Genomic DNA, 18697 nt, shown 5'->3' with positions numbered 1-18697 from the left:
ATGACCGAGAACGCGACCGGCTGGCGCATCGTCGTCGGTTCCGACGACGCAGGGCTGGACTACAAGGACGTGCTCAAGGCCGACCTGGAGCAGGACCCGCGGGTCGCCTCCGTGGTCGACGTCGGGGTCGGGTCCGACGAGCACACCGACTACCCGCACGTGGCGGTGAACGCGGCCCGCAAGGTCGCCGCGGGCGAGGCGGACCGGGCGCTGCTGGTGTGCGGCACCGGGCTCGGCGTGGCGATCAGTGCGAACAAGGTGCCGGGCGTGCGGGCGGTGACCGCGCATGACAGCTACTCGGTGCAGCGGTCGGTGCTGAGCAACGACGCGCAGGTGCTGTGCTTCGGGCAGCGCGTCGTCGGGCTGGAGCTGGCGCGGCTGCTGGCCGGGCAGTGGCTCGACCTGCGCTTCGACGAGACCTCGGCGTCGGCGAAGAAGGTCGCCGCCATCGGGGAGTACGAGTCCGGGACGGCGTGTTGAGCCCTGTCCTCGAAGCGGAGCGCGCGGAGGTCATCCGCATCGCGCGGAAGATGGTCGACGACGGTCTGGTCGTGGGTACCTCGGGCAACGTGTCGCTGCGCAGCGGTGAGCTGGTCGCGGTGACACCGTCCGGAGTGGACTACGACGTGCTGACCGTCGCCGACGTCCCGGTGGTGCGGCTGGACGGTGCGGTCGTGGACGGCGAACGGGCTCCGAGCTCCGAGCTGCCCATGCACCTGACCGCCTACGCCGATCACGGCGCCGACGCGGTGGTGCACACGCACTCGTTGCACGCCACCGCGTTGTCGCTGCTGCGCGACGACGTGCCCGCGGTGCACTACCAGCTCGCCGAGATGGGCGGGGCGGTGCGCGTCGCCGAGTACGCGACGTTCGGCACCGACCGGCTGGCCGCGAACATGTCGGCCGCGCTGGAAGGGCGCGGGGCGTGCGTGCTGCGCAACCACGGGACGGTCGCGATCGGCTCGACGCCGGCTGCTGCCTACAACCGGGCCCGGCAGCTGGAGTGGCTGTGCCGGTTGTGGCTCACCGCGCAGCAGGCCGGGCGGCCGCGGTTGCTGGACGACGAGGAGCTGGATCGCTGCGCGGCCCAGTTCGGGCACGTCGCGAGGCGCTGAAACCCGTTCTCCCGCACGACGAACGGCCCGTTCGACCCGGTTCCCGGGCGAGCGGGCCGTTCGGCCGTCAGCCGCGGAAGGACGCGTAGTAGGCGGCGGCCATGTCCTGGGAACCGTGCCCGGCCTCGGCGGCGCGGGTGAAGCGGGCGCGGACCGCTTCGGCGACGTCCAGGCGGAGTTCGCCCGCGGCTTCGGCGATCAGCCCGGCGTCCTTGCGGGCACCGTCCACTGTGAACGCCGGGGTGAAATCACCGTCGAGGATGGCGGAACCCTTCAGGTGCGCGTAGGGCGAATCGACCGCGCCGCCCTCGATGGCCTCCAGGAACCGGTGCGGGTCCACGCCCAGCGCCTCGGCGAGCGCGATCGACTCGCCGACCGCGTTCGTCAGCGACAGCACCCAGTTGTTGGCCGCGAGCTTCACCCGCGTCCCGTCGCCGCGCACCGCGTCGGTGCCCAGCCACAGGGTGCGTCCGCCGACCGCGTCGAACACCGGCCGCACCCGGTCCCGCACCTCTTCGGGGGCCGCGGCGAGCACGGTCAGCGTGCCCTGCTCGGCGGGGGCGCGGGTGCCGAGCACCGGCGCGTCCACGAGCGTCGTGCCGCCCGCGACGGCGGCGACCTTCGCCAGCCCCTCCAGGCCGATCGTGGCCATCTGCACCCACGGCGTCCCGGCCGGGAGCGCGGCCGCGGCGGCACCGCCCGCCTCCACGGTGGCGTCCGCGTCCAGCAGCATCGTCACCAGCAGGTCCGCGCCGTCGGCCGCTTCGGCGGGGGTGTCGGTGACGGTGGCGCCCTCGGCGGCGAGCTCGTCCGCGCGGGCGCGGGTGCGGTTCCACGCGCGCACCGCGAAGCCGTGCGCGAGCAGGTTGCGCGCCATCGGTGCGCCCATCGTGCCGGTTCCGAGGAAGGCCACGGTCGTCATCGCTGCATCCCAACATGTCGCGGATCGTCGGAGGGGCGGTCGAGCCCGCCCGGCGCCGATTCTGCCCGCCGATGCCGCCGCCGTCCGCGCGGGCGGCACGGCCTGTGGCGGAATCTTGTCGAGATGTGGCGCTACCGCCACTCGAACCGGCGGGTGCCGCGCAGCATGCTGGTGGCAACCCACCGATCAGGACTCGACAAGGAGCCCGTCATGCGCGCTTTCCTCCTCGCCTGCTGCAACATCGCCCGCGACGTCGCCTGCGGTGTCGACGCCGCGCACGCCATCGAGCACGGCGCGACCCCGGCGCCGCAGCCCGCGCCGCTGGTGGTGCGCGACCGCCGTCCGCGCCTCGTCGTCCGCCCCCGGGTGCGCCGCCCGGTCGGTGGCGGGCTGAGCATGGCCCGCTGATCCGGACGGCTCGCGGAATGGTCCGCGTGGAGATGAACGACATCGGCGGGATCGTGCTGCGCACCGCGGAACCCGTGCCCGTCGACGGCCTACGCGGCTTCGCGGGCGACCGGGTCGCTGCTGCTGATCGACCCCGGCGACGGGGCGACGCGCACCGCGGCGATGGCGCTGCCGTGATCCGGGGTTCCCGCTCGCGCGCGGCCCTCCGATCGAAGCTGAGTCGATCAAGACGAATCGAGAGGGAGCCTCCGTGCAGGAGTGGGAACTCGGTCGAGTCCACCGCAGCAGCGCCGGTGACGTCCGCTGGGACGTGCTGGGCGAGGAGGGGGCGGAACCGGTCGTGCTGCTGCACGGCACGCCCTTCTCCTCCTTCGTCTGGCGGGGCGTCGCCAGAGCGCCCCCCCCCCACTACCGGGTGCACGTCTGGGACATGCCGGGGTACGGGACGTCGGAGAAGTGCGACGGGCAGGACGTGTCGCTCGCCGCGCAGGGCCGGGTCTTCGCGGAACTGCTGGAGCACTGGGGGCTGGAGCGGCCCGCGGTCGTCGCGCACGACTTCGGCGGCGCCGTCGCGCTGCGCGCGCACCTGCTGCACGGCGCCGAGTACGAGCGGCTCGCCGTCGTCGACCCGGTCGCGCTGGCCCCGTGGGGGTCGCCGTTCTTCCGGCTGGTCGGGGAGAACGTCCCGGTCTTCGAGCAGCTGCCGCCCGCGATGCACCGGGCGCTGGTGCGCGAGTACATCCGCTCCGCCGGCCACCGCGGGCTGGACGACCCGCTGGTGGACGCGCTCGCCGAACCGTGGCTCGGCGAGCACGGGCAGCCCGCGTTCTACCGGCAGATCGCGCAGGCCGACCAGCGCTTCACCGACGAGGTGCAGGGTTGCTACGACCGGCTGCGGATGCCGACGCTGGTGTGCTGGGGCGCCGAGGACACCTGGATCCCGGTGGGCAAGGCGCACGAGCTCGCCGGCCTGATCCCCGGCTCGGAGCTGCGGCTGATCCCCGGCGCCGGCCACCTGGTGCAGGAGGACGCCCCGGCGGAACTCGCCGCGGCGCTGTTCGCCTTCCTGCAGCAGGCGGACTGATCGCGGGCGCGTCCCGGGCCTATCCGGTCCGGGGCGCGAGCGCGCCGGCCGGAGCCGCGGCGGGCGCGCGGTGGAACAACCTGCGGTAGGCCGTCGGCGAGGTCCGCATGATGCGGCTGAAGTGGTACCGGTAGGTCACGACCGACTCGAACCCGACCGCCTCGGCGACCTCGTCCACCGGGTCCTTCGTCTTCTCCAGCAGCGCCAGGCTCGCCCCGATCCGCTGCGCCGCCAGCCAGCGCATCGGCGAACTTCCCGTCGCGCGGGCGAAGTGGCGCAGGTAGCTGCGCTCGGACATGTGCGCGGCACCGGCCAGCACCTCGACGGTCAGCGGTTCGGCGAGGTGCGCCAGCGCCCACTCCATGCTGCGCGCCACCCCGTCGTCCTCGGACGATCCGGCGACCGGCGTCTCCACGTACTGGGCCTGCCCGCCTTCGCGGTGCGGCGGGATCACCAGCCGGCGCGCCACCGTGTTCGCCAGCGCCGGACCGAGGTCCTTGCGCACCAGGTGCAGGCACAGGTCCAGGCTCGCCGCGCTGCCCGCGCCGGTCAGCACGTCGCCTTCGTCGATGTACAGCGGCGCCGGGTCGACCTCGACCCGCGAGTACCGGGTGCGCAGCAGGTCGGCGTAGCGCCAGTGCGTGGTGGCCCGGCGCTCGTCGAGCACCCCGGCGGCGGCGAGGGCGAACGCGCCGGTGCAGGTGGACACCAGCCGCGCGCCGCGCGCCCCGGCTTCGCGCAGCGCCGCGACGAGCTCCGCGGACGGCGGCTCGTGCGGGTCGGCCCGGCTGGTGACGATCACCGTGTCCGCGGTGGCGAGTTCGGCGAGCCCGTGCGGGGTGCTCATCACCGCCCCGCCCGCGAGCGGCACGGCGGCGGACCCCTCCGCGCACACCGCGAGGTCGTAGTGGCGGGGGATCAGGTCCGGCAGGTAGTGCCCGAACACCGCCGAGATCACGCCCAGCTCGAAGGGCGCGGTGCCGGTGGTCGGCAGCACGGCAACCCGGTGCGCGGACGCGCTCCCAGTCGTCATGGCGTGACCTTATCGACGTGCCGGGTTCCCGCCAGGGCTGTTCGGGTTAACGGCGTCGTCACGCCGCCGCGGGCCGGGGGAAACATCTCGCGGGCAGGGTCGGGGCATGACCCAGCACCGCGGAACTCCGGCAGCGGCCCCGACCCGGGGCGGCTGGACGCGCGACGTCGTCGAGCTCGCCCTGCTGTGCGCGGCGGCGGGCACCGCCCACCTGCTCGCCACCGGGGCGCCGACCACGGCGTCGGTGCTGCTCCTCGCGTTCGGCGCGCTGCTCGCGGCGGGTGCCGCGGTGCGGTGCGCCCGGGTGCGGCGCCCGGCCCCCGCCGCGGAGGTCGTGGCGGAACCGGACCTCGGTGAGCTCGCCGAACCCCGCGCGCTGTGGCGGCTGCGCGCCTCGGTGACCGACGACCCGGGCCGCCTCGCCGGGATCGCCGCCGGGCTCGCCGGTCTCGGCGGCGACATCCGCACCGTGCACGTGCACCCGGTCGCCGGCGGCGCGGTGGACGAGGTGCTGGTGCACGTCCCCACCTCCGCGAGGGAAACGGACCTGGTGCGGGCCGTGGTCGACGCGGGCGGGCGCGAGGTCACCGCTCGCCCCGCGGACGTGCGGGAGCTCGACGACGTGCCGACCCGGACGCTGCACCTCGCCGCCGACCTGGTGCGCGGGCGCGGCGACCTGGTGCGGGCGCTGCGCGGCACCCTCGGCCCGGTCGAGGTGCGCTGGCAGGAGGACGCGACCGGACCCGATGGCGCCGACGGCCGGTGGCTGCGGCTGACCGCCCCCGGTGGTGGCGCGCTGGTGCTGGAACGGGCGGGCGCGGCGTTCACCCCGGCCGAGTTCGCGCGGGCGCGGGCGATGGTGGACCTGGCTGCGACCTGCCGGGAGCGGCTGCGCCCCGACGTGCGGGAGCTCGTCACCACCGGAGGGGAGGCGCTGACCCTGCGCGCCGCCGACCGCGCCGACCTGGAGCTCGTCGCCGAGTTCCACGCCCGCTGCTCGGCGGCCACCCGCTACCGCCGCTACTCCAGCCCCGGCCCGGCCGGTGGGGAACGCGGCCTGCTGCGGTTGCTGACCCCGGCGCTGGGCCGCTCGCTGCTGGTGCTGGACGCCGACGGGCAGGTCGTGGCGATGGGGAACCTGATGCGCGACGGCACGACCGCGGAGCTCGCGCTGCTGGTGCGCGACGACCGGCAGCGCGGCGGCATCGGCACCCGGCTCGCCGCGGAACTCGTCGCGCAGGCCGAGGCCGACGGGACGACCGCGGTGTGGGCGCACACCCGCGTGGACGACACCGCGATCGCCCGCACCCTGCGCGCGGCGGGCCTCAAGCTGGTGGGCGTCCCCGAACCGGGGGAGTGGAGCTGGTCCCGCACCCTCCGGCCTGCCGCCGGCCGGACCGCCGCCGCGTAGTGGCCGGGGCGGAACCGCTCCGCCCGCCCCGCGACCACCGGCCTCCCGCGTCCGCCGGTCCGCCGCCGTCCGCGACCACCGCGGCCCGGCCGGAGCGGTGCGATGCTGGGGCGATGGACGAGGACGTCATCCCGGTGCTGCGCGTGGAGGCCGCCGACGTGGCCGTGAAGTGGTACCGCCTGCTGGGTTTCACCCCGCAGTGGGAGCACCGGTTCGAGCCGCACCTGCCCGCGTTCGTGGAGGTGGTGCGCGGGCAGGTGCGCCTGTTCCTGTCCGAGCACGAGGCCGACGCCCGCCCCGGCTCGCTCATCTACCTGCGGATGGAGGACGTGGACGCGATCGCCGCCGAGTTCGGCATGCGGCCGGAGACGACGCCGTGGGCGCGGGAGGTCGAACTGCGCGACCCGGACGGCAACCGGCTGCGCATCGGGACTCCGCTGGCGTAGCGCTCAGCGGCCGGTCTCGCGGCGCCGCAGTGCTCGGGACCGGCGCAGTGCTCCTCGGGATCGGCGCAGTGCTCCTCGGGACCGGTGCGGCGTTCGGAACCGGCGCAGCGCTCCGGCACCGCCCGGGTTCACCGGTTCCGGTCGGTGGCGGCGGTGAGCAGTTCGGTGAGCGTGCTTCGGACGTGCTCCGGCACCCGCATCCCCGCCAGCGCCCGGTGCGCGGATGCCGCGCGGGTGCCGATGAGGCGCTCGACCTCGGCCAGCGCCCCGCACTCCACGATGATCGACTGCACCCGCCGCACCCGCTCGTCGTCGAGGTCCCCGGCGGCGAAGGCCCGGTCGAGCTCGGCGAGCTCGGCGGTCCCGGCGCGGCGCCGGGCGGCGGCCAGCAGCACGGTCGGCTTCCGGGTGCGCAGGTCGTCCCCGACGGGTTTGCCGGTGACCGCGGGATCGCCGAACGCGCCGAGCACGTCGTCGCGCAGCTGGTACGCCTCGCCCAACGGCAGCGCGTAGGCCGTGTAGGAGTCGAGCAGGTCCGAGTCGGCCCCGGCGAGCAGCCCACCCAGGTGCAGCGGTCGTTCGACGGTGTACTTCGCGGTCTTGTAGTGGATGATCGTGCAGGCCCGCTCCACCGAGTGCGTGGCGAGGGCCTGCTCGGTGACGTCGAGGTACTGGCCGAGCACCAGTTCGGCGAACGACTGCGCCACCAGCGGCTGCACGGCGGCGAGCCGTTGCGGGGGAAGTCCGCTGGCGCCGAGCAGCTCGTGGAACCACGCCAGGCACAGGTCCCCGAGCAGCAGCGCCACCGAGGTCCCGAACAGCTCGGAGGATCCCCGCATCCGCTGGTGCTGGTGCAGGTCGGTGTGCTGGCGGTGCAGCGACGGCGCGCCGCGGCGGGTGTCGCTGCCGTCGATGATGTCGTCGTGGATCAGCGCGAACGCGTGCAGCAGTTCCAGCGCGGCGGCCGCGGCGATGATGCCCTCGTCGTCCGGGTCGCCGCCCGCGCCGCGCCAGCCCCAGAAGCAGAACGCGGGCCGCAGCCGCTTGCCGCCGGCGAGGAACGTGCGCAGCGTGTCGATCGCCGCCGCCCACTGGGCGCGTCCCGCTTCGTCGGCGGTCATCCCCCGGTACCGGTCCTCCTGCACGTCGAGGAACCGGGACAGGGCCGCGTCGACCCGCTCGCGGACCCCGTCGGCGTCCACGGGGTGGCTCGGAACGGGGAACGTGGTGGTCATCTGGGCTCCCTGGGGCGGGGAACCGCGCGTGGTTCCCGGTGCTGGACTGGTTCCCACGCTAGGGACCGCGCCGCGTGCGGGCATCGGCCGTTCCGCCCGAGATGATCTCCGCCGAACGGCCGGGGTCGCCCGGGTTTTCCCGACCGTTCGGCCGAGGGGTCAGATCCCGTGGCGGGCGGCGGCGCCGTCGAGCAGCGCGGCGAGGCCGTCGGCGAAGCGCTGCCGCGCGCTGGTCGTGCCGGTGAGCCGGGCCCAGGCGGTGCTCGGGTCGCCGTCGCCGACGAGGGCGCGCAGCTGCGGCAGGTCGCCGCCTTCGAGCTGCTCGCGGACGAACCGGGCGGTGTCGGCGCTGAGCCCGCCGTGCTGCGGGTCGTCGGTGCGCAGCACGTTGCCCTGCACGTAGTCGTCGACCGCACCGAGCAGGGCGATCTTCGCTTCGACGTCGAGCGGGGTGTGCGCGAGGGCGGCGAAGGACTGGTCGGCGTGCCGCAGCGCGTTGGGGCCGAGCCGCGCGCCGCGCAGCGCCTGCATCGACCACGGGTGGCGCAGCAGCACGTCGCGGGTGCGGTGCGCGATGGCGGTGAGCGCGGCCCGCCACTCGGTGGGCAGCTCGTCGGCGGGCAGCAGCCCTTCGGCCATGACGGCGTCGTCCATGAGCGCGACGAGGTCGTCCTTGGTGCGCACGTAGTGGTAGAGGGTCATCGTCCCGGCGCCGAGCTCGGCGGCGACCCGGCGCATGGAGACGGCGTCGAACCCCTCGGCGTCGGCGAGGGCGAGCGCGGCCGCGGCGATCTGCTCGCGGGTGAAGCGCGGTTTGCGGGTTCCGGGGGCGGGCGCGGCCCAGATCGGCTCGGTTGCCATGTGGTACACCGTACCGCTAACGTTGTTCGTGCGGCGTACGAACATGGGGTACGCCGTACTGACAGAGGGAGGTGGGCATGAGCGCCCAGCACGACACCGACGTCCTCATCGCCGGAGCCGGACCGACCGGACTGGTCCTGGCCTGCGAACTCGCCCGGCGCGGCATCGCGTTCCGGCTCGTCGACAAGGCCACCGAGCACTTCGGCGGCTCCCGCGGCGACGGCATCCACCCGCGCACCCAGGAGGTCTTCGCCGACCTCGGCGTGCTCGACGACCTGCACGCCGCGGGCGACGGCGGCATCCCGATGCGCAAGTACGAAGCCGGACGGCTCGTCTGGGAGGGCCACCCCGGCGAACCGGTGCCCGCCACACCCGGCGTCCCGTACCCGAACGCCTGGTTCGTCCCGCAGTTCCGCACCGAGGAGGTCCTGCGCAAAGCGCTCGCCGGGTACGGCGGCCAGGTCGAGCTCGGCGTCGAGCTCCGCGCGCTGCGCCAGGACGACCGGCAGGTCACCGCGCGGCTCGCCGACGGCACCGAGATCCGCGCCCGGTACCTAGTCGGCGCCGACGGCGGGCGCAGCACCGTGCGCCGCACGCTCGGCATCGAGTTCCGCGGCGAGACCGACGAGACGACCAAGGCGCTCATCGCCGATGTCCGGCTCAGCGGCCTCGGCCGGGACCGGGCGCTGGCCTGGTCCCGCGACGGCGAGCTCGCCTCGGTGCAGCCGCTGGCAGGAACCGACCTGTTCACCGTCACCGCGTCCCGCGACGACGTGGAACCCACCCCGGACGGGCTGGGGGAGTGGCTGAACCGGCTGAGCGGGCTCGACCTGCGGGTGCACGAGGTGCACTGGAACTCGGTGTGGCGGGCCAACGCGCGCCTCGCCGAGCGCTACCGCGACGGCCGGGTGCTGCTCGCGGGCGACGCGGCGCACGTCTGCCCGCCCACCGGCGGCCAGGGCATGAACACCGGGGTGCAGGACGCGCACAACCTCGGCTGGAAGCTCGCCGCCGTGCTGCGCGGTGCGGACGAGGCGCTGCTCGACAGCTACGAGGCCGAGCGGTACCCGGTGGCGGAAGGGGTGCTGCGGCTCAGCGGACGGCTGCTGGACCTGCTGCGCGAGGACGATCCCGAGGCGCACGTGCGCGGACCGGAGCTCAACCAGCTCGGACTGCACTACCGCGGCGGGCCGCTGGCCGAAGAGCGCCGCGCCGAACCCGCGGCGGTGCGCGCCGGCGACCGGGCCCCGGACGCCCCGGTCCTGCTCGACGGGGCGGAGGTGCGGTTGTTCGAGCTGTTCGCCGGGCCGCACTGGACGCTGCTGGACTTCGGCGGCACGAGCGCCGGCCTCGCCCTGCCCGGGCTCGACGCGCACGCCGTGCTCCGGGAACCGCGTCCCGGCGCGGTGCACGACGTGCACGGCCACGCGCACGACGGTTACGGCGTCGACCGGCCCGCGCTGCTGCTGGTCCGGCCGGACGGCTACCTCGGCTGGGCGGGTGCGCCCGGAGATCTCGCGGACCTCCGGGCCTACCTGCTGCCGAAGCTGGGGAGCTAGACGAGCATCCCGGCGATGGCGGCGCTCATCAGGTTCGCCAGCGTTCCGCCCGCGATCGCCCGCATCCCGAGCTCGGCGATCAGCGACCGCCGCGACGGCACCAGCCCGCCGAGCCCGCCGAGCAGGATCGCCAGCGAGGAGAAGTTCGCGAACCCGGTCAGCGCGAAGGTGATGATGATGGCGGTGTGCGGCGAGAACGACGCCGCCTGCGGGCCGAAGTCGGTGAACGCGACGAACTCGTTGAGCACCAGCTTCTGGCCGACGAAACCGCCCGCGGTCACCGCGTCCTCCCACGGCACGCCGATCACCCACATCACCGGTGCGAAGACGTAGCCGATGATCTGCTCGAAGGTGATGCCGTCGAGGCCGACCAGGCCGCCGACGGCGCCGAGGACCAGGTTCAGCAGCGCGATCAGCGAGACGAACGCGAACAGCATGGCGCCGACGTTGAGCGCCAGCTTCAGCCCGTCCGAGGCACCGGTCGCGGCCGCGTCGATCACGTTGCGCGGCTTGGTCTCCAGCGCCTCGTCGTCGTCCACCGCGGTGGTGGTGCCCGCCTTCTCCGGTTCGGCGCTGTCGGTCCCGTCCTCGTCCGCGGCGGCCGCCGGTTCCGGGGTCGTCGTGGCCGCGGGCTTCTTCGCGAACCACGCGAGCACGCCGCGCCGCCCGCCCTCGGACTCGGCGGCCTTCGCGGCGTGCTCGGCGTCGCCGGTGACCGCCTCGGTCTCCGGCACGATGATCTTCGCCATCATCAGGCCGGCGGGCGCGGCCATGAAGCTCGCCGCGATGAGGTGGTCGAGGCTCGCGCCCAGCATCGCGTACCCCACCATCACCGAACCGGCCACGGTGGACAGACCGCCGACCATGACGGCGAAGAACTCCGAGCGGGTCATGCCCGCCAGGTACGGCCGCACCACCAGCGGCGCCTCGGTCTGCCCGAGGAAGATGTTGGCCGTGGCGTTCAGCGACTCCGCGCGCGTGGTCCCCAGCACCTTGCGCAGCCCGCCGCCGACGATCCGCACCACCCACTGCAGCACGTTCCAGTGGTAGAGCACCGCGGTCAGCGACGCCACGAACACGATGATCGGCAGCACCTGGAAGGCGACGACCGTCGCCCCGTTCGTCGGCATCACCGGGCCGAGCAGGAAGTCGATGCCCTCCTTCGAGGAGTCGATCACCCGCTGCACCCCGGCGGAGACGGCGCTCAGCGCGGCCTTGCCCGCGTCCCAGCGCAGCACCACGAAGGCGAACACCAGCTGCAGCGCCAGCGCGCCCAGCACGGTGCGCGGCCGGATCGCCCGGCGGTCGGTGGACAACGCGAACGCGATCAGCAGCAGCACGACCATCCCCGCCGCGCCCCAGAGCACCTGCACGTGATCCACCTTCCCTCGATGCGACTCGCGGAATGCTCGCATCCCCGCGGCCCGGGCGTGCGCTCGGCCTCACCACGGGAAAGGTGGTGAAACGGGACTCCGCGACCGGCTCGCGGCGGGCTTCGGCCGAAAGGCGGGCCGGATTCCGCCGAAACGCGGCATCGGCGTGAGCACGCCTCGCCGGCCTGGGCGCTCCGAGGTCACGCGCGGGGGTCGCACGGGCACGCGGAGCAGCCGGGCCTACTTCGGCGCCCCGCGCGAGGTGGCCTGAGCGCGGGGGCGCCGGACGTCGATCTGGTCGTCGACGGGAGGGCGGAGACGCGGGCCGCGCAGCGCACCGACGGCCAGTTGCGGCTCAGCGGTCTCGGTGGCCACTACGCGGCGGTCCGCCGGTGGGGGACCGCTGGAAGCACCCGGACCCGGTCGTCCGCATCGGTGCGGGGAAGTGCGGGAGGGACGACGCCGTGGGGTCGGTGCGCTGTCCGGAACCGGGGCCCCGGACGAGATCCCCGTCCACATCGGAACGGGAACGGCGAACTCCCCGCGGTCGCTGGGGATTCCGCTCGGAGCGCGGGACGGGACCGACGAACGCGGACTGGACGTCGACTCCGCCGATCCGCAGGACGGGGCGCTGGTGGTGACGTCGTTCGGCCGCGGAGCGGGCGATCCGGACGACGGCCCCGGCCTGCTCGTCACCGATCGCTTCCGCTGCAACGGGAACACCTTCGACCGAGGAGGACGAGATGTCGAACCCGGGTGGTGGATCAGCCTTCGAGGCCGCGCTGTTCGTCGTCTTCGCGGGCGCGGCGGGCGGCGATGCGGATGCAGCGCATGCACGGCATCCCGGTGGACTCCTCGACGAGCGACGGGTCGAGCGGCATGCCGCACAACGTGATCAGCACATCGCGCGGGGTCCAGGTCGCGGCGTGCACGACGCGGGCCCGTTCGCCGACGATTCCCGCGCGGTAGCGGACGTTGAGCACCGCGGGCTCCTCGGGCGGTGGCGGGAGGGGGACGGCGTCGATCACCTCGGGAAGCGGCGCCGTGCCGGGCTCGGAGTGGCAGTCGTGGAAAGCAGGCATGGTTCTCACCTGACTAGCTAGCGGTGGGTGAGCGCTTGTCCTGTCAAGTTACGACCGCGCCGCGTGGCGGAGTGACAGCCATGTGACAGTGCGACAACAAGCTGCTCGCACCAACGTGTGTCACCTAGTCTGGTGGTTCCATGGCCCTACGTGGAAGGAGCCCCGTGCCACGGCCTGAACAGGGATCGGCCCTCGGCGAACGCGTCGCGATGGCTCGAAAAGTCGCGGGACTCAACCAACAGGCCCTGGCGCAGCGCGCCAATTACAGCATCAGCATGCTCCGAGCGGTCGAACAGGGACGGGAACCCGGCTCGCCCGCGTTCGTCGCGGCCGTCGCCCGCGCGCTCGGCATCGAAGCCGAAGAGCTCTACGGGCAGCCGTACCGCGAAACCCTCGACGACGACGGCGGAATCCCGCCCGGCCTCACCGAACTCCGCACCCTGTTCGCCGAGGGCCGCTACGCCGCCGCGCTCGAACCCGGTGCCACCGAGGAGATCGAGGCCGACCTCGCCAAGGTGCGCGACCTGCGGCACTCCGACCGCGCCCGGCAAGCCATCGAACTGACGCCGGTGCTGCTCCGCCGGATGGCGGGCGCGATCCGCCAGGCGAGCACCGACTCCGCGCGCGAACGGGGGTACCGCTACCTCGCCCAGGCCTACGGCAACACCGCGCAACTGGTCTACCGCTTCGGCTGGATACCGCTCGCCACCCAGGCCGTCGACCGGATGGAGATGGCCGCCGAGCGCAGCGACGATCCGCTGCTCGCCGCGCACGCCGTGCAGCACCGCGCGCTCATCCTGATGTCCTGCGCGTCCTACGACACCGGCACCCGGCTGGTGCAGCACTCGCTGGACCTGCTGGAGTCCAGACCGGACAGCGAAGAGGTGCTGGCGCTGCGCGGTTCGGCGCACCTGCGCGGCGCGATGATCGACGCGCGCGCGTGCGAACTGGACCGGGCTCGCGAGCACATCGCCGAAGCCAGGGCGATCGGCGCCCGGCTCGGCCGCTCCTCCGCCGCCTACGACACGAACTTCGGGCCCGGCAACGTCGAGATCCACGACGTCGCCGTCTCCCTCGAAGGCGGAGACCCCGGCCGCGCCGCCCGGGACGGTTCCGAACTGCGGTTGCCCGACGACATGCGGGCCAACCGCGTCGGCCACCACTGGCAGGACGTCGCCCGCGCCTGGGTGCTCGCCGGCGACCACGCCAACGCGCTGCGCGCCCTGAACAACGCGCGCCGCGTCGCCCCACAGCAGACCCGCTACCACCCGCAGGTGCGGGAGACCGCGCGCGCCATCGCGATGGCCGAACGCCGCAAGTCCGACAGCATCGCCCACTTCACCAACTGGCTCGGCCTCAAGGTCTGACCGCGCGATTCCTAGGTGTGCCGCGGCCTGGGTCGGTGGCGTCCGAGCGCGCAGAGTCGTCCTCGACGGCCCGCAGGGGGCCGGGTTCGGGAGGACCAGTGGCGAACGGCAAGACCATCTTGATCACGGGCGCGAGCAGCGGCATCGGCGAAGCGGCCGCCCGCGTGCTCGCCCGGCGCGGGCACCGGGTGTTCCTCGGGGCCCGCCGCACCGAACGGCTCGAAGCGCTCACCGCCGAGATCACCGCCGCCGGTGGCACCGCCGCGCACCGCAGGCTCGACGTCACCGACGCCGCCGACGTGCACGCCTTCACCGCCGCCGCCCGCGCCGAGTTCGGCCGGGTCGACGTCGTCGTCAACAACGCCGGTGTGATGCCGCTGTCCCCGATGGCGGCGCTCAAGGTGGACGAGTGGGACCGGATGATCGACGTCAACGTGCGCGGCGTGCTGCACGGCATCGCCGCCGCGCTGCCCATCATGCGCGAGCAGGGCGGCGGGCAGTTTGTGAACGTGGCCTCCGTCGGCGGCTTCGTGGTCAGCCCCACCGCCGCCGTGTACTGCGCCACCAAGTTCGCCGTGCGCGCGATCTCCGAAGGGCTGCGCCAGGAATCCGACGGCGGCATCCGGGTCAGCGTCGTCTCGCCCGGTGTCGTCGAATCCGAGCTCGCCGGGACCATCACCGACGAATCCGCGCGGGAGGTGATGCGCAGCTTCCGGTCCATCAGCATCCCGGCGTCCGCGGTCGCCGACTCCATCGCGTTCGCCGTCGAGCAACCGGCGGAGGTCGACGTCAGCGAGATCGTGGTGCGGCCCGCGGCCGGGGCGCTCTGACCGCACGGCCGTCCCCGCCGGGAGCGGGTGACTCCCGCCCCGGTGCGGCCGCCGGTCGCCGCGATCGCACCGCCCGCGCGCGGCGGCCGCCGGGGATCGGTGGCGATGAGGCCACTTCGGTGCGCGGCGGCCGCACCGGGCACCCTGGAGGCATGGTCAGCATCAAGGACGTTGCCGAACGCGCCGGAGTTTCGGTGGCCACCGTGTCCAACTCGCTCAACCGGCCGGACCGGGTCTCGGTCACCACCAGGGCCCGGGTGCTGTCGGTGATCGACGAACTCGGCTACGTCCGCAGCGAATCCGCCCGGCAGCTCCGCGCCGGGCACAGCCGCATCCTCGCGCTGCTGGTGCTGGACATGGGGAATCCGTTCTTCGTCGACGTGGCGCGCGGCGTGGAGGCCGCCGCCCGCGATGAGGGGCTCGGCGTGATGCTGTGCAACTCCGGGCAGGACCCGGAAGCCGAAGCGTTGTACCTGTCGCTGTTCGCCGAGCAGCGGGTCCGCGGCGTGCTCGTCACCCCGTCCGACGTCAGCGGCGCCAACCTCGATTCGCTGCGGCGGCAGGGGATTCCGTCGGTGCTGGTGGACCGCAAGGTCGACAGCGGGCAGGCGTGCTCGGTCGCGGTGGACGACGTGGCGGGCGGAGCGCTCGCCGTGCGCCACCTGCTGGAGCGCGGGCACCGCAGCATCGGCTTCGTCACCGGGCCCGGTTCGCTGACCCAGTGCCTCGACCGGCGCACCGGCGCGCGCACCGCGCTGCACGAGCACGGGCTCGACGACGACGCGCTCAGCGTGCTGGAGGTGCCCGCGCTGGACGTGGCCTCCGGCCGGGACGCGGGCGCCCGGCTGCTCGGCCTGCCGACCCGGCCGAGCGCGGTGTTCTGCGCCAACGACCTGCTCGCCCTCGGCCTGCTGCAAGCCCTGTTCGCCGCCGGGGTGCGGGTGCCGGAGGACATCGCGCTGGTCGGCTACGACGACATCGAGTTCGCCGCCGCGGCCGCCGTACCGCTGACCTCGGTGCGCCAGCCCGCGTTCCGCATCGGGCGCAAAGCGGCCGAACTGGTGCTCGCCGAATCCGACCCGGGCGCCGAGCACGCCCACCAGCAGGTGATCTACGAACCCGAACTCGTGGTGCGCAGGTCCAGCCTCCCCGAAGCCCGCTGAGCCGCCCTGCTCCTGTCGGGGTGGCGCGACCTCAGCGGTGCTGCCCGCCTTCCCGGGGCGGCCGCGATCGCCGATGCACCGGTCCGTGCACGGCGGATCTCGCGGGGGAACCGCTGAGCACCCGCGGGTGGTCCGGCCGCTCAGCGGCTGTGCCGCTGACGAGGAACCGGCACGACCGGCCGGCGGGTTCCTGGACGGGCCGGGCGGGTGCTTCGTCCGGATCGGACGTCGCGGGTGCGCGGAACCGCACGGACGGAGGTTCCCCGCCGCCCGGCCGGTTCGGTAGACCGTGCGGCACCGGTGCCCGCCCGGCGGGGCGCGGGCACCGGCGGCGGACGGGGAGTGCCATGGAGACCACCGGGGCGGGACTCGATCCGGACGCGGCGGAACCGACTCGCAGGCAGTGGAAGTGGGCGGTGCTCGCGTCCATGGCGTCCTACATCGACGCCGGGTCCATCGTGGCCGCCGCGGCCGGGCTCCCGCTGTGGGAAGCGTTCCTCGGGCTCGACTCCACCACCGTCGGACTGCTCACCGCGTTCAGCTCCAACGCGATCTCCGCGGCCGTCGGCGCGCTCATCGGCGGCAGGCTCGGCGACCGGTTCGGCCGCAAGCGGATCTACGCGTGGGACCTGCTCGTGTTCGCCTTCGGCGTGCTGTGGATCGTGTGCGCCGTCAACCTGCCGATGCTGTTCCTCGGCTACGTCCTCGTCGGGCTCGCCGTCGGCGCCGACCTGCCGACCTCGCTGGCGCTGGTCGCCGAGTTCGCCCCCGGCCGGTCCCGCGGCAGGCTGATCGGGCTGACCCAGGTGGCGTGGTGCCTCGGGCCGCTGGTCACGTTGCTGCTGGCGTTCGCGCTCGCCCCGCTCGGGGTGCTGGGCGTGCGGATCGTGTTCGCGCACCTGGCCGTCGTCGCCCTCGTCACCTGGTACCTGCGCCGCGGCATGGTCGAATCGGCGCGCTGGACGCGGGCCCGGCGCGCGGCCCGCGACGGCGGGAACCCGCTCGCCGCCGGGCGGCTGCGGGACCTGATCACCGGGCGGAACCTGCGGGCGCTGCTGTTCACCGGCGGGCTCTACGCGCTGTGGAACACCGTCGCGGGGACCAACGGCGCGTTCCTGCCGTACCTGCTGGTCCACGCCGGTGGTGTGGACCGGGCGACCAGCGTGGCCATCCAGGCGTTCAACTCGCTGGTGACGCTGCTCGCCGTGGTGCTGGTGTTCATGCCGCTGGCCGACGGCGCCCGGCGGAGACCGCTGTTCGCGATCGGCGCCGTGCTGCAGATCGCCGCGTTCGGCTGCTTCGCGGTGCTGCCGATCGGAGTCGGGGTGGCGGTCGCGAACGTGGCGCTGTTCGGCGTCGGCGCCGTGCTCGCCGGGGAATCGTTCTACAAGCTCTGGTCGCAGGAGATGTTCCCGACGATGCTGCGCGCCACCGCGCAGGGCGTCACGTTCGCGTTCGCCCGCATCGTCCTCGGGGTCTGGAGCTTCGTGGTCCCCGCCATGATCGAATCCGATTTCGGGGTGCCGGGAATGGCCGTGATCATGATGGTCCTGCTGGTGCTGTTCGCCGTCATCGGGCTGGTCGGCATGCCGGATTCCGCGGGCAGATCGCTCGATTCGCTGGAGCAGGTTCCGCCTGATTCGGGCACCGCCGGAAGAGTCGATCGCGATCCGGGTTTCGGCGGCGCTGAGTAGTCGAAATTCCGGTGATTGCTCCTGATCGGGGAAGCGTCCGCCAATATCGGGTGAGATCCGAATGATTCGGCCGGAATTCGCGTGGCGTCAATTCGCCAACGCGGCGCATGTGGTCCATTCGGGACGTTCAATCGATCTCGGCCGGGACATTCGCGTTCTGGGGTCGAGGACTTCGTTCGGAGGATCCATGCGTCACATTCGGGGAGTCGCGCGTGCCGTCGCAGCGACCGTCGTCATCGGAACGTCTCTCACCGCCGGGACGGCGCACGCCGCGCAAGCGGACGAGAACTACGCGGCGCTCGGCGACTCGTTCGCCTCCGGCACCGGGACCAGGGACTACTTCGAGGACAGCGGGGACTGCCTGCGCAGCCCCAAGGCCTACCCGCAGCTGTGGGCCGACGCGCACGGCGCGGCCACCTTCAGCTTCGACGCCTGCTCCGGAGCGACCACCGACGACCTCAACGCCGACCAGCTCGGCTCGCTGAGCGCCGACACCACCCTGGTCACGGTGCAGATCGGCGGCAACGACATCGGGTTCGCCGACGTGATCCAAGGCTGCCTGCTCGGCACCGACGAGAACTGCGACTCCGCCGTCGGCGACGGGGAGGCCGCCACCCGCGACGAACTGCCCGCCAAGCTCGACGCCACCTACGAGGGCATCCGCGCCGCCGCGCCCAACGCCGAGATCGTGGTCGTCGGCTACCCGCGCATCAACTCGACCGGCGACTGCGGCATCCCCGGGTTCACCGAGACCAAGCGCGAGCGCATCAACAAGGGCGCCGACGTGCTCGCCGAGGTCATCTCCGAACGGGCCGAAGCCGCCGGGTTCACCTACGCCGACCCGCGCAGCGCCTTCGACGGCCACGGCGTCTGCGGCGACCCGGAGTGGATCAACGGGCCGAGCACGCCGTTGCAGGAATCCTTCCACCCCAACGTGACCGGGCACGCGGAGGGTTATCTGCCGGTCGTCGAATCCGCGATCGGCTGAGTTTCGCTCCGGCGGTCTAGCGCGGAACCTCGGCTCCGCCGCGGGACCTCTCCGTCGGCTCCGCGGCGGGGGAGAGCGCTTCCCCCACGAGGAGACCGCGGAGGACCCGCGGCGGTCCGCTGCCCG

Annotated in this window: 18 protein-coding genes; 12 read left to right on the top strand and 6 right to left on the bottom strand. The window is 73.7% G+C overall.

Going from position 1 to position 18697, the window contains the following annotated elements; all coding sequences use genetic code 11:
• Together LCD35_RS14810 and LCD35_RS14805 are read left to right on the top strand one after the other, a co-directional pair.
• A complete protein-coding gene (locus LCD35_RS14810; RefSeq protein ID WP_224958192.1) occupies positions 1-480 on the top strand; it encodes a ribose-5-phosphate isomerase in 480 nt (159 codons plus the stop codon).
• Positions 474-1115 (top strand): class II aldolase/adducin family protein, encoded by a 642-nt coding sequence (locus LCD35_RS14805; RefSeq protein WP_224958193.1) that lies wholly within the window; start codon positions 474-476, stop codon positions 1113-1115. Before LCD35_RS14810 ends, LCD35_RS14805 begins: the two co-directional genes overlap by 7 nt.
• A 67-nt stretch (positions 1116-1182) precedes the next feature.
• Here the strand turns inward: LCD35_RS14805 and LCD35_RS14800 are convergent, their stop codons facing one another.
• Positions 1183-2037: an NAD(P)-dependent oxidoreductase gene (locus LCD35_RS14800; RefSeq protein WP_224958194.1), complete on the bottom strand. Its 855-nt coding sequence runs from the start codon at positions 2035-2037 to the stop codon at positions 1183-1185.
• 210 nt (positions 2038-2247) lie between these two features.
• Between LCD35_RS14800 and LCD35_RS14795 the strand changes: the two genes are divergently transcribed.
• Both LCD35_RS14795 and LCD35_RS14790 read left to right on the top strand, forming a co-directional pair.
• A complete protein-coding gene (locus LCD35_RS14795; protein WP_224958195.1) occupies positions 2248-2445 on the top strand; it encodes a hypothetical protein in 198 nt (65 codons plus the stop codon).
• Between the two features lie 250 nt (positions 2446-2695).
• Complete coding sequence (locus LCD35_RS14790) at positions 2696-3529, top strand: alpha/beta fold hydrolase (RefSeq protein ID WP_224967233.1); 834 nt, start codon at positions 2696-2698, stop codon at positions 3527-3529.
• A gap of 19 nt (positions 3530-3548) precedes the next feature.
• On the opposite strand, the gene LCD35_RS14785 is transcribed toward LCD35_RS14790, so the two are convergent.
• A complete protein-coding gene (locus LCD35_RS14785) occupies positions 3549-4562 on the bottom strand; it encodes a helix-turn-helix domain-containing protein (protein WP_224967232.1) in 1014 nt (337 codons plus the stop codon).
• A gap of 106 nt (positions 4563-4668) precedes the next feature.
• Here LCD35_RS14785 and LCD35_RS14780 point away from each other — a divergent pair, with 106 nt between their 5' ends.
• Positions 4669-5973, top strand: a complete 1305-nt coding sequence (locus tag LCD35_RS14780) for a GNAT family N-acetyltransferase (protein WP_224977895.1) — start codon at positions 4669-4671, stop codon at positions 5971-5973.
• 113 nt (positions 5974-6086) lie between these two features.
• Entirely contained in the window at positions 6087-6419 is a 333-nt protein-coding gene (locus tag LCD35_RS14775; RefSeq protein WP_224958202.1) for a glyoxalase superfamily protein, read from the top strand.
• 128 nt (positions 6420-6547) lie between these two features.
• On the opposite strand, the gene LCD35_RS14770 is transcribed toward LCD35_RS14775, so the two are convergent.
• On the bottom strand, positions 6548-7654 hold the full coding sequence (locus LCD35_RS14770) for a polyprenyl synthetase family protein (protein ID WP_224958204.1): 1107 nt from the start codon (positions 7652-7654) through the stop codon (positions 6548-6550).
• A 159-nt stretch (positions 7655-7813) separates the two neighbouring features.
• Positions 7814-8515, bottom strand: coding sequence for a TetR/AcrR family transcriptional regulator (locus tag LCD35_RS14765; protein WP_224958206.1), 702 nt, complete (start codon positions 8513-8515; stop codon positions 7814-7816).
• 77 nt (positions 8516-8592) lie between these two features.
• On the opposite strand from LCD35_RS14765, the gene LCD35_RS14760 reads away from it, so the two are divergent.
• Positions 8593-10074, top strand: coding sequence for an FAD-dependent monooxygenase (locus LCD35_RS14760; protein ID WP_224958209.1), 1482 nt, complete (start codon positions 8593-8595; stop codon positions 10072-10074).
• Here the strand turns inward: LCD35_RS14760 and LCD35_RS14755 are convergent.
• Complete coding sequence (locus tag LCD35_RS14755) at positions 10071-11447, bottom strand: NupC/NupG family nucleoside CNT transporter (protein ID WP_224977894.1); 1377 nt, start codon at positions 11445-11447, stop codon at positions 10071-10073. The genes LCD35_RS14760 and LCD35_RS14755 overlap by 4 nt on opposite strands.
• 764 nt (positions 11448-12211) lie before the next feature.
• Complete coding sequence (locus LCD35_RS14750; protein ID WP_224958213.1) at positions 12212-12529, bottom strand: hypothetical protein; 318 nt, start codon at positions 12527-12529, stop codon at positions 12212-12214.
• Between the two features lie 140 nt (positions 12530-12669).
• Here LCD35_RS14750 and LCD35_RS14745 point away from each other — a divergent pair, with 140 nt between their 5' ends.
• The 5 genes from LCD35_RS14745 to LCD35_RS14725 all read left to right on the top strand — a co-directional run bounded on the left by LCD35_RS14745 (position 12670) and on the right by LCD35_RS14725 (position 18571).
• Complete coding sequence (locus LCD35_RS14745) at positions 12670-13896, top strand: helix-turn-helix domain-containing protein (protein ID WP_224958215.1); 1227 nt, start codon at positions 12670-12672, stop codon at positions 13894-13896.
• A gap of 98 nt (positions 13897-13994) precedes the next feature.
• A complete protein-coding gene (locus LCD35_RS14740) occupies positions 13995-14726 on the top strand; it encodes an SDR family oxidoreductase (protein ID WP_224958217.1) in 732 nt (243 codons plus the stop codon).
• Positions 14727-14878: 152 nt separating this feature from the next.
• Complete coding sequence (locus LCD35_RS14735; RefSeq protein WP_224967229.1) at positions 14879-15889, top strand: LacI family DNA-binding transcriptional regulator; 1011 nt, start codon at positions 14879-14881, stop codon at positions 15887-15889.
• Between the two features lie 347 nt (positions 15890-16236).
• Positions 16237-17583, top strand: coding sequence for an MFS transporter (locus LCD35_RS14730; protein WP_224958221.1), 1347 nt, complete (start codon positions 16237-16239; stop codon positions 17581-17583).
• A gap of 187 nt (positions 17584-17770) precedes the next feature.
• The gene (locus tag LCD35_RS14725; protein ID WP_224958223.1) at positions 17771-18571 is read left to right on the top strand and encodes an SGNH/GDSL hydrolase family protein; all 801 of its coding nucleotides are present in this window, start codon (positions 17771-17773) and stop codon (positions 18569-18571) included.
• Positions 18572-18697: the final 126 nt, after the last annotated feature.

The organism is Saccharopolyspora sp. 6V, assembly GCF_020176785.1.
Classification (GTDB): domain Bacteria; phylum Actinomycetota; class Actinomycetes; order Mycobacteriales; family Pseudonocardiaceae; genus Saccharopolyspora_C; species Saccharopolyspora_C gregorii.
The sequence above is the reverse complement of the archived record's forward strand: the minus strand, read 5'-3'. Positions and strand labels throughout refer to the sequence as shown.

Excerpts from the sequence above, each read along its gene's own strand:
- LCD35_RS14810 (WP_224958192.1), top strand. The coding sequence starts at position 1 with ATGACCGAGAACGCGACCGGCTGGCGCATCGTCGTCGGTTCCGACGAC.
- LCD35_RS14800 (WP_224958194.1), bottom strand. The coding sequence starts at position 2,037 with ATGACGACCGTGGCCTTCCTCGGAACCGGCACGATGGGCGCACCGATG.
- LCD35_RS14795 (WP_224958195.1), top strand. The coding sequence starts at position 2,248 with ATGCGCGCTTTCCTCCTCGCCTGCTGCAACATCGCCCGCGACGTCGCC.
- LCD35_RS14785 (WP_224967232.1), bottom strand. The coding sequence starts at position 4,562 with ATGACGACTGGGAGCGCGTCCGCGCACCGGGTTGCCGTGCTGCCGACC.
- LCD35_RS14780 (WP_224977895.1), top strand. The coding sequence starts at position 4,669 with ATGACCCAGCACCGCGGAACTCCGGCAGCGGCCCCGACCCGGGGCGGC.
- LCD35_RS14775 (WP_224958202.1), top strand. The coding sequence starts at position 6,087 with ATGGACGAGGACGTCATCCCGGTGCTGCGCGTGGAGGCCGCCGACGTG.
- LCD35_RS14770 (WP_224958204.1), bottom strand. The coding sequence starts at position 7,654 with ATGACCACCACGTTCCCCGTTCCGAGCCACCCCGTGGACGCCGACGGG.
- LCD35_RS14765 (WP_224958206.1), bottom strand. The coding sequence starts at position 8,515 with ATGGCAACCGAGCCGATCTGGGCCGCGCCCGCCCCCGGAACCCGCAAA.
- LCD35_RS14760 (WP_224958209.1), top strand. The coding sequence starts at position 8,593 with ATGAGCGCCCAGCACGACACCGACGTCCTCATCGCCGGAGCCGGACCG.
- LCD35_RS14750 (WP_224958213.1), bottom strand. The coding sequence starts at position 12,529 with ATGCCTGCTTTCCACGACTGCCACTCCGAGCCCGGCACGGCGCCGCTT.
- LCD35_RS14745 (WP_224958215.1), top strand. The coding sequence starts at position 12,670 with ATGGCCCTACGTGGAAGGAGCCCCGTGCCACGGCCTGAACAGGGATCG.
- LCD35_RS14735 (WP_224967229.1), top strand. The coding sequence starts at position 14,879 with ATGGTCAGCATCAAGGACGTTGCCGAACGCGCCGGAGTTTCGGTGGCC.
- LCD35_RS14730 (WP_224958221.1), top strand. The coding sequence starts at position 16,237 with ATGGAGACCACCGGGGCGGGACTCGATCCGGACGCGGCGGAACCGACT.
- LCD35_RS14725 (WP_224958223.1), top strand. The coding sequence starts at position 17,771 with ATGCGTCACATTCGGGGAGTCGCGCGTGCCGTCGCAGCGACCGTCGTC.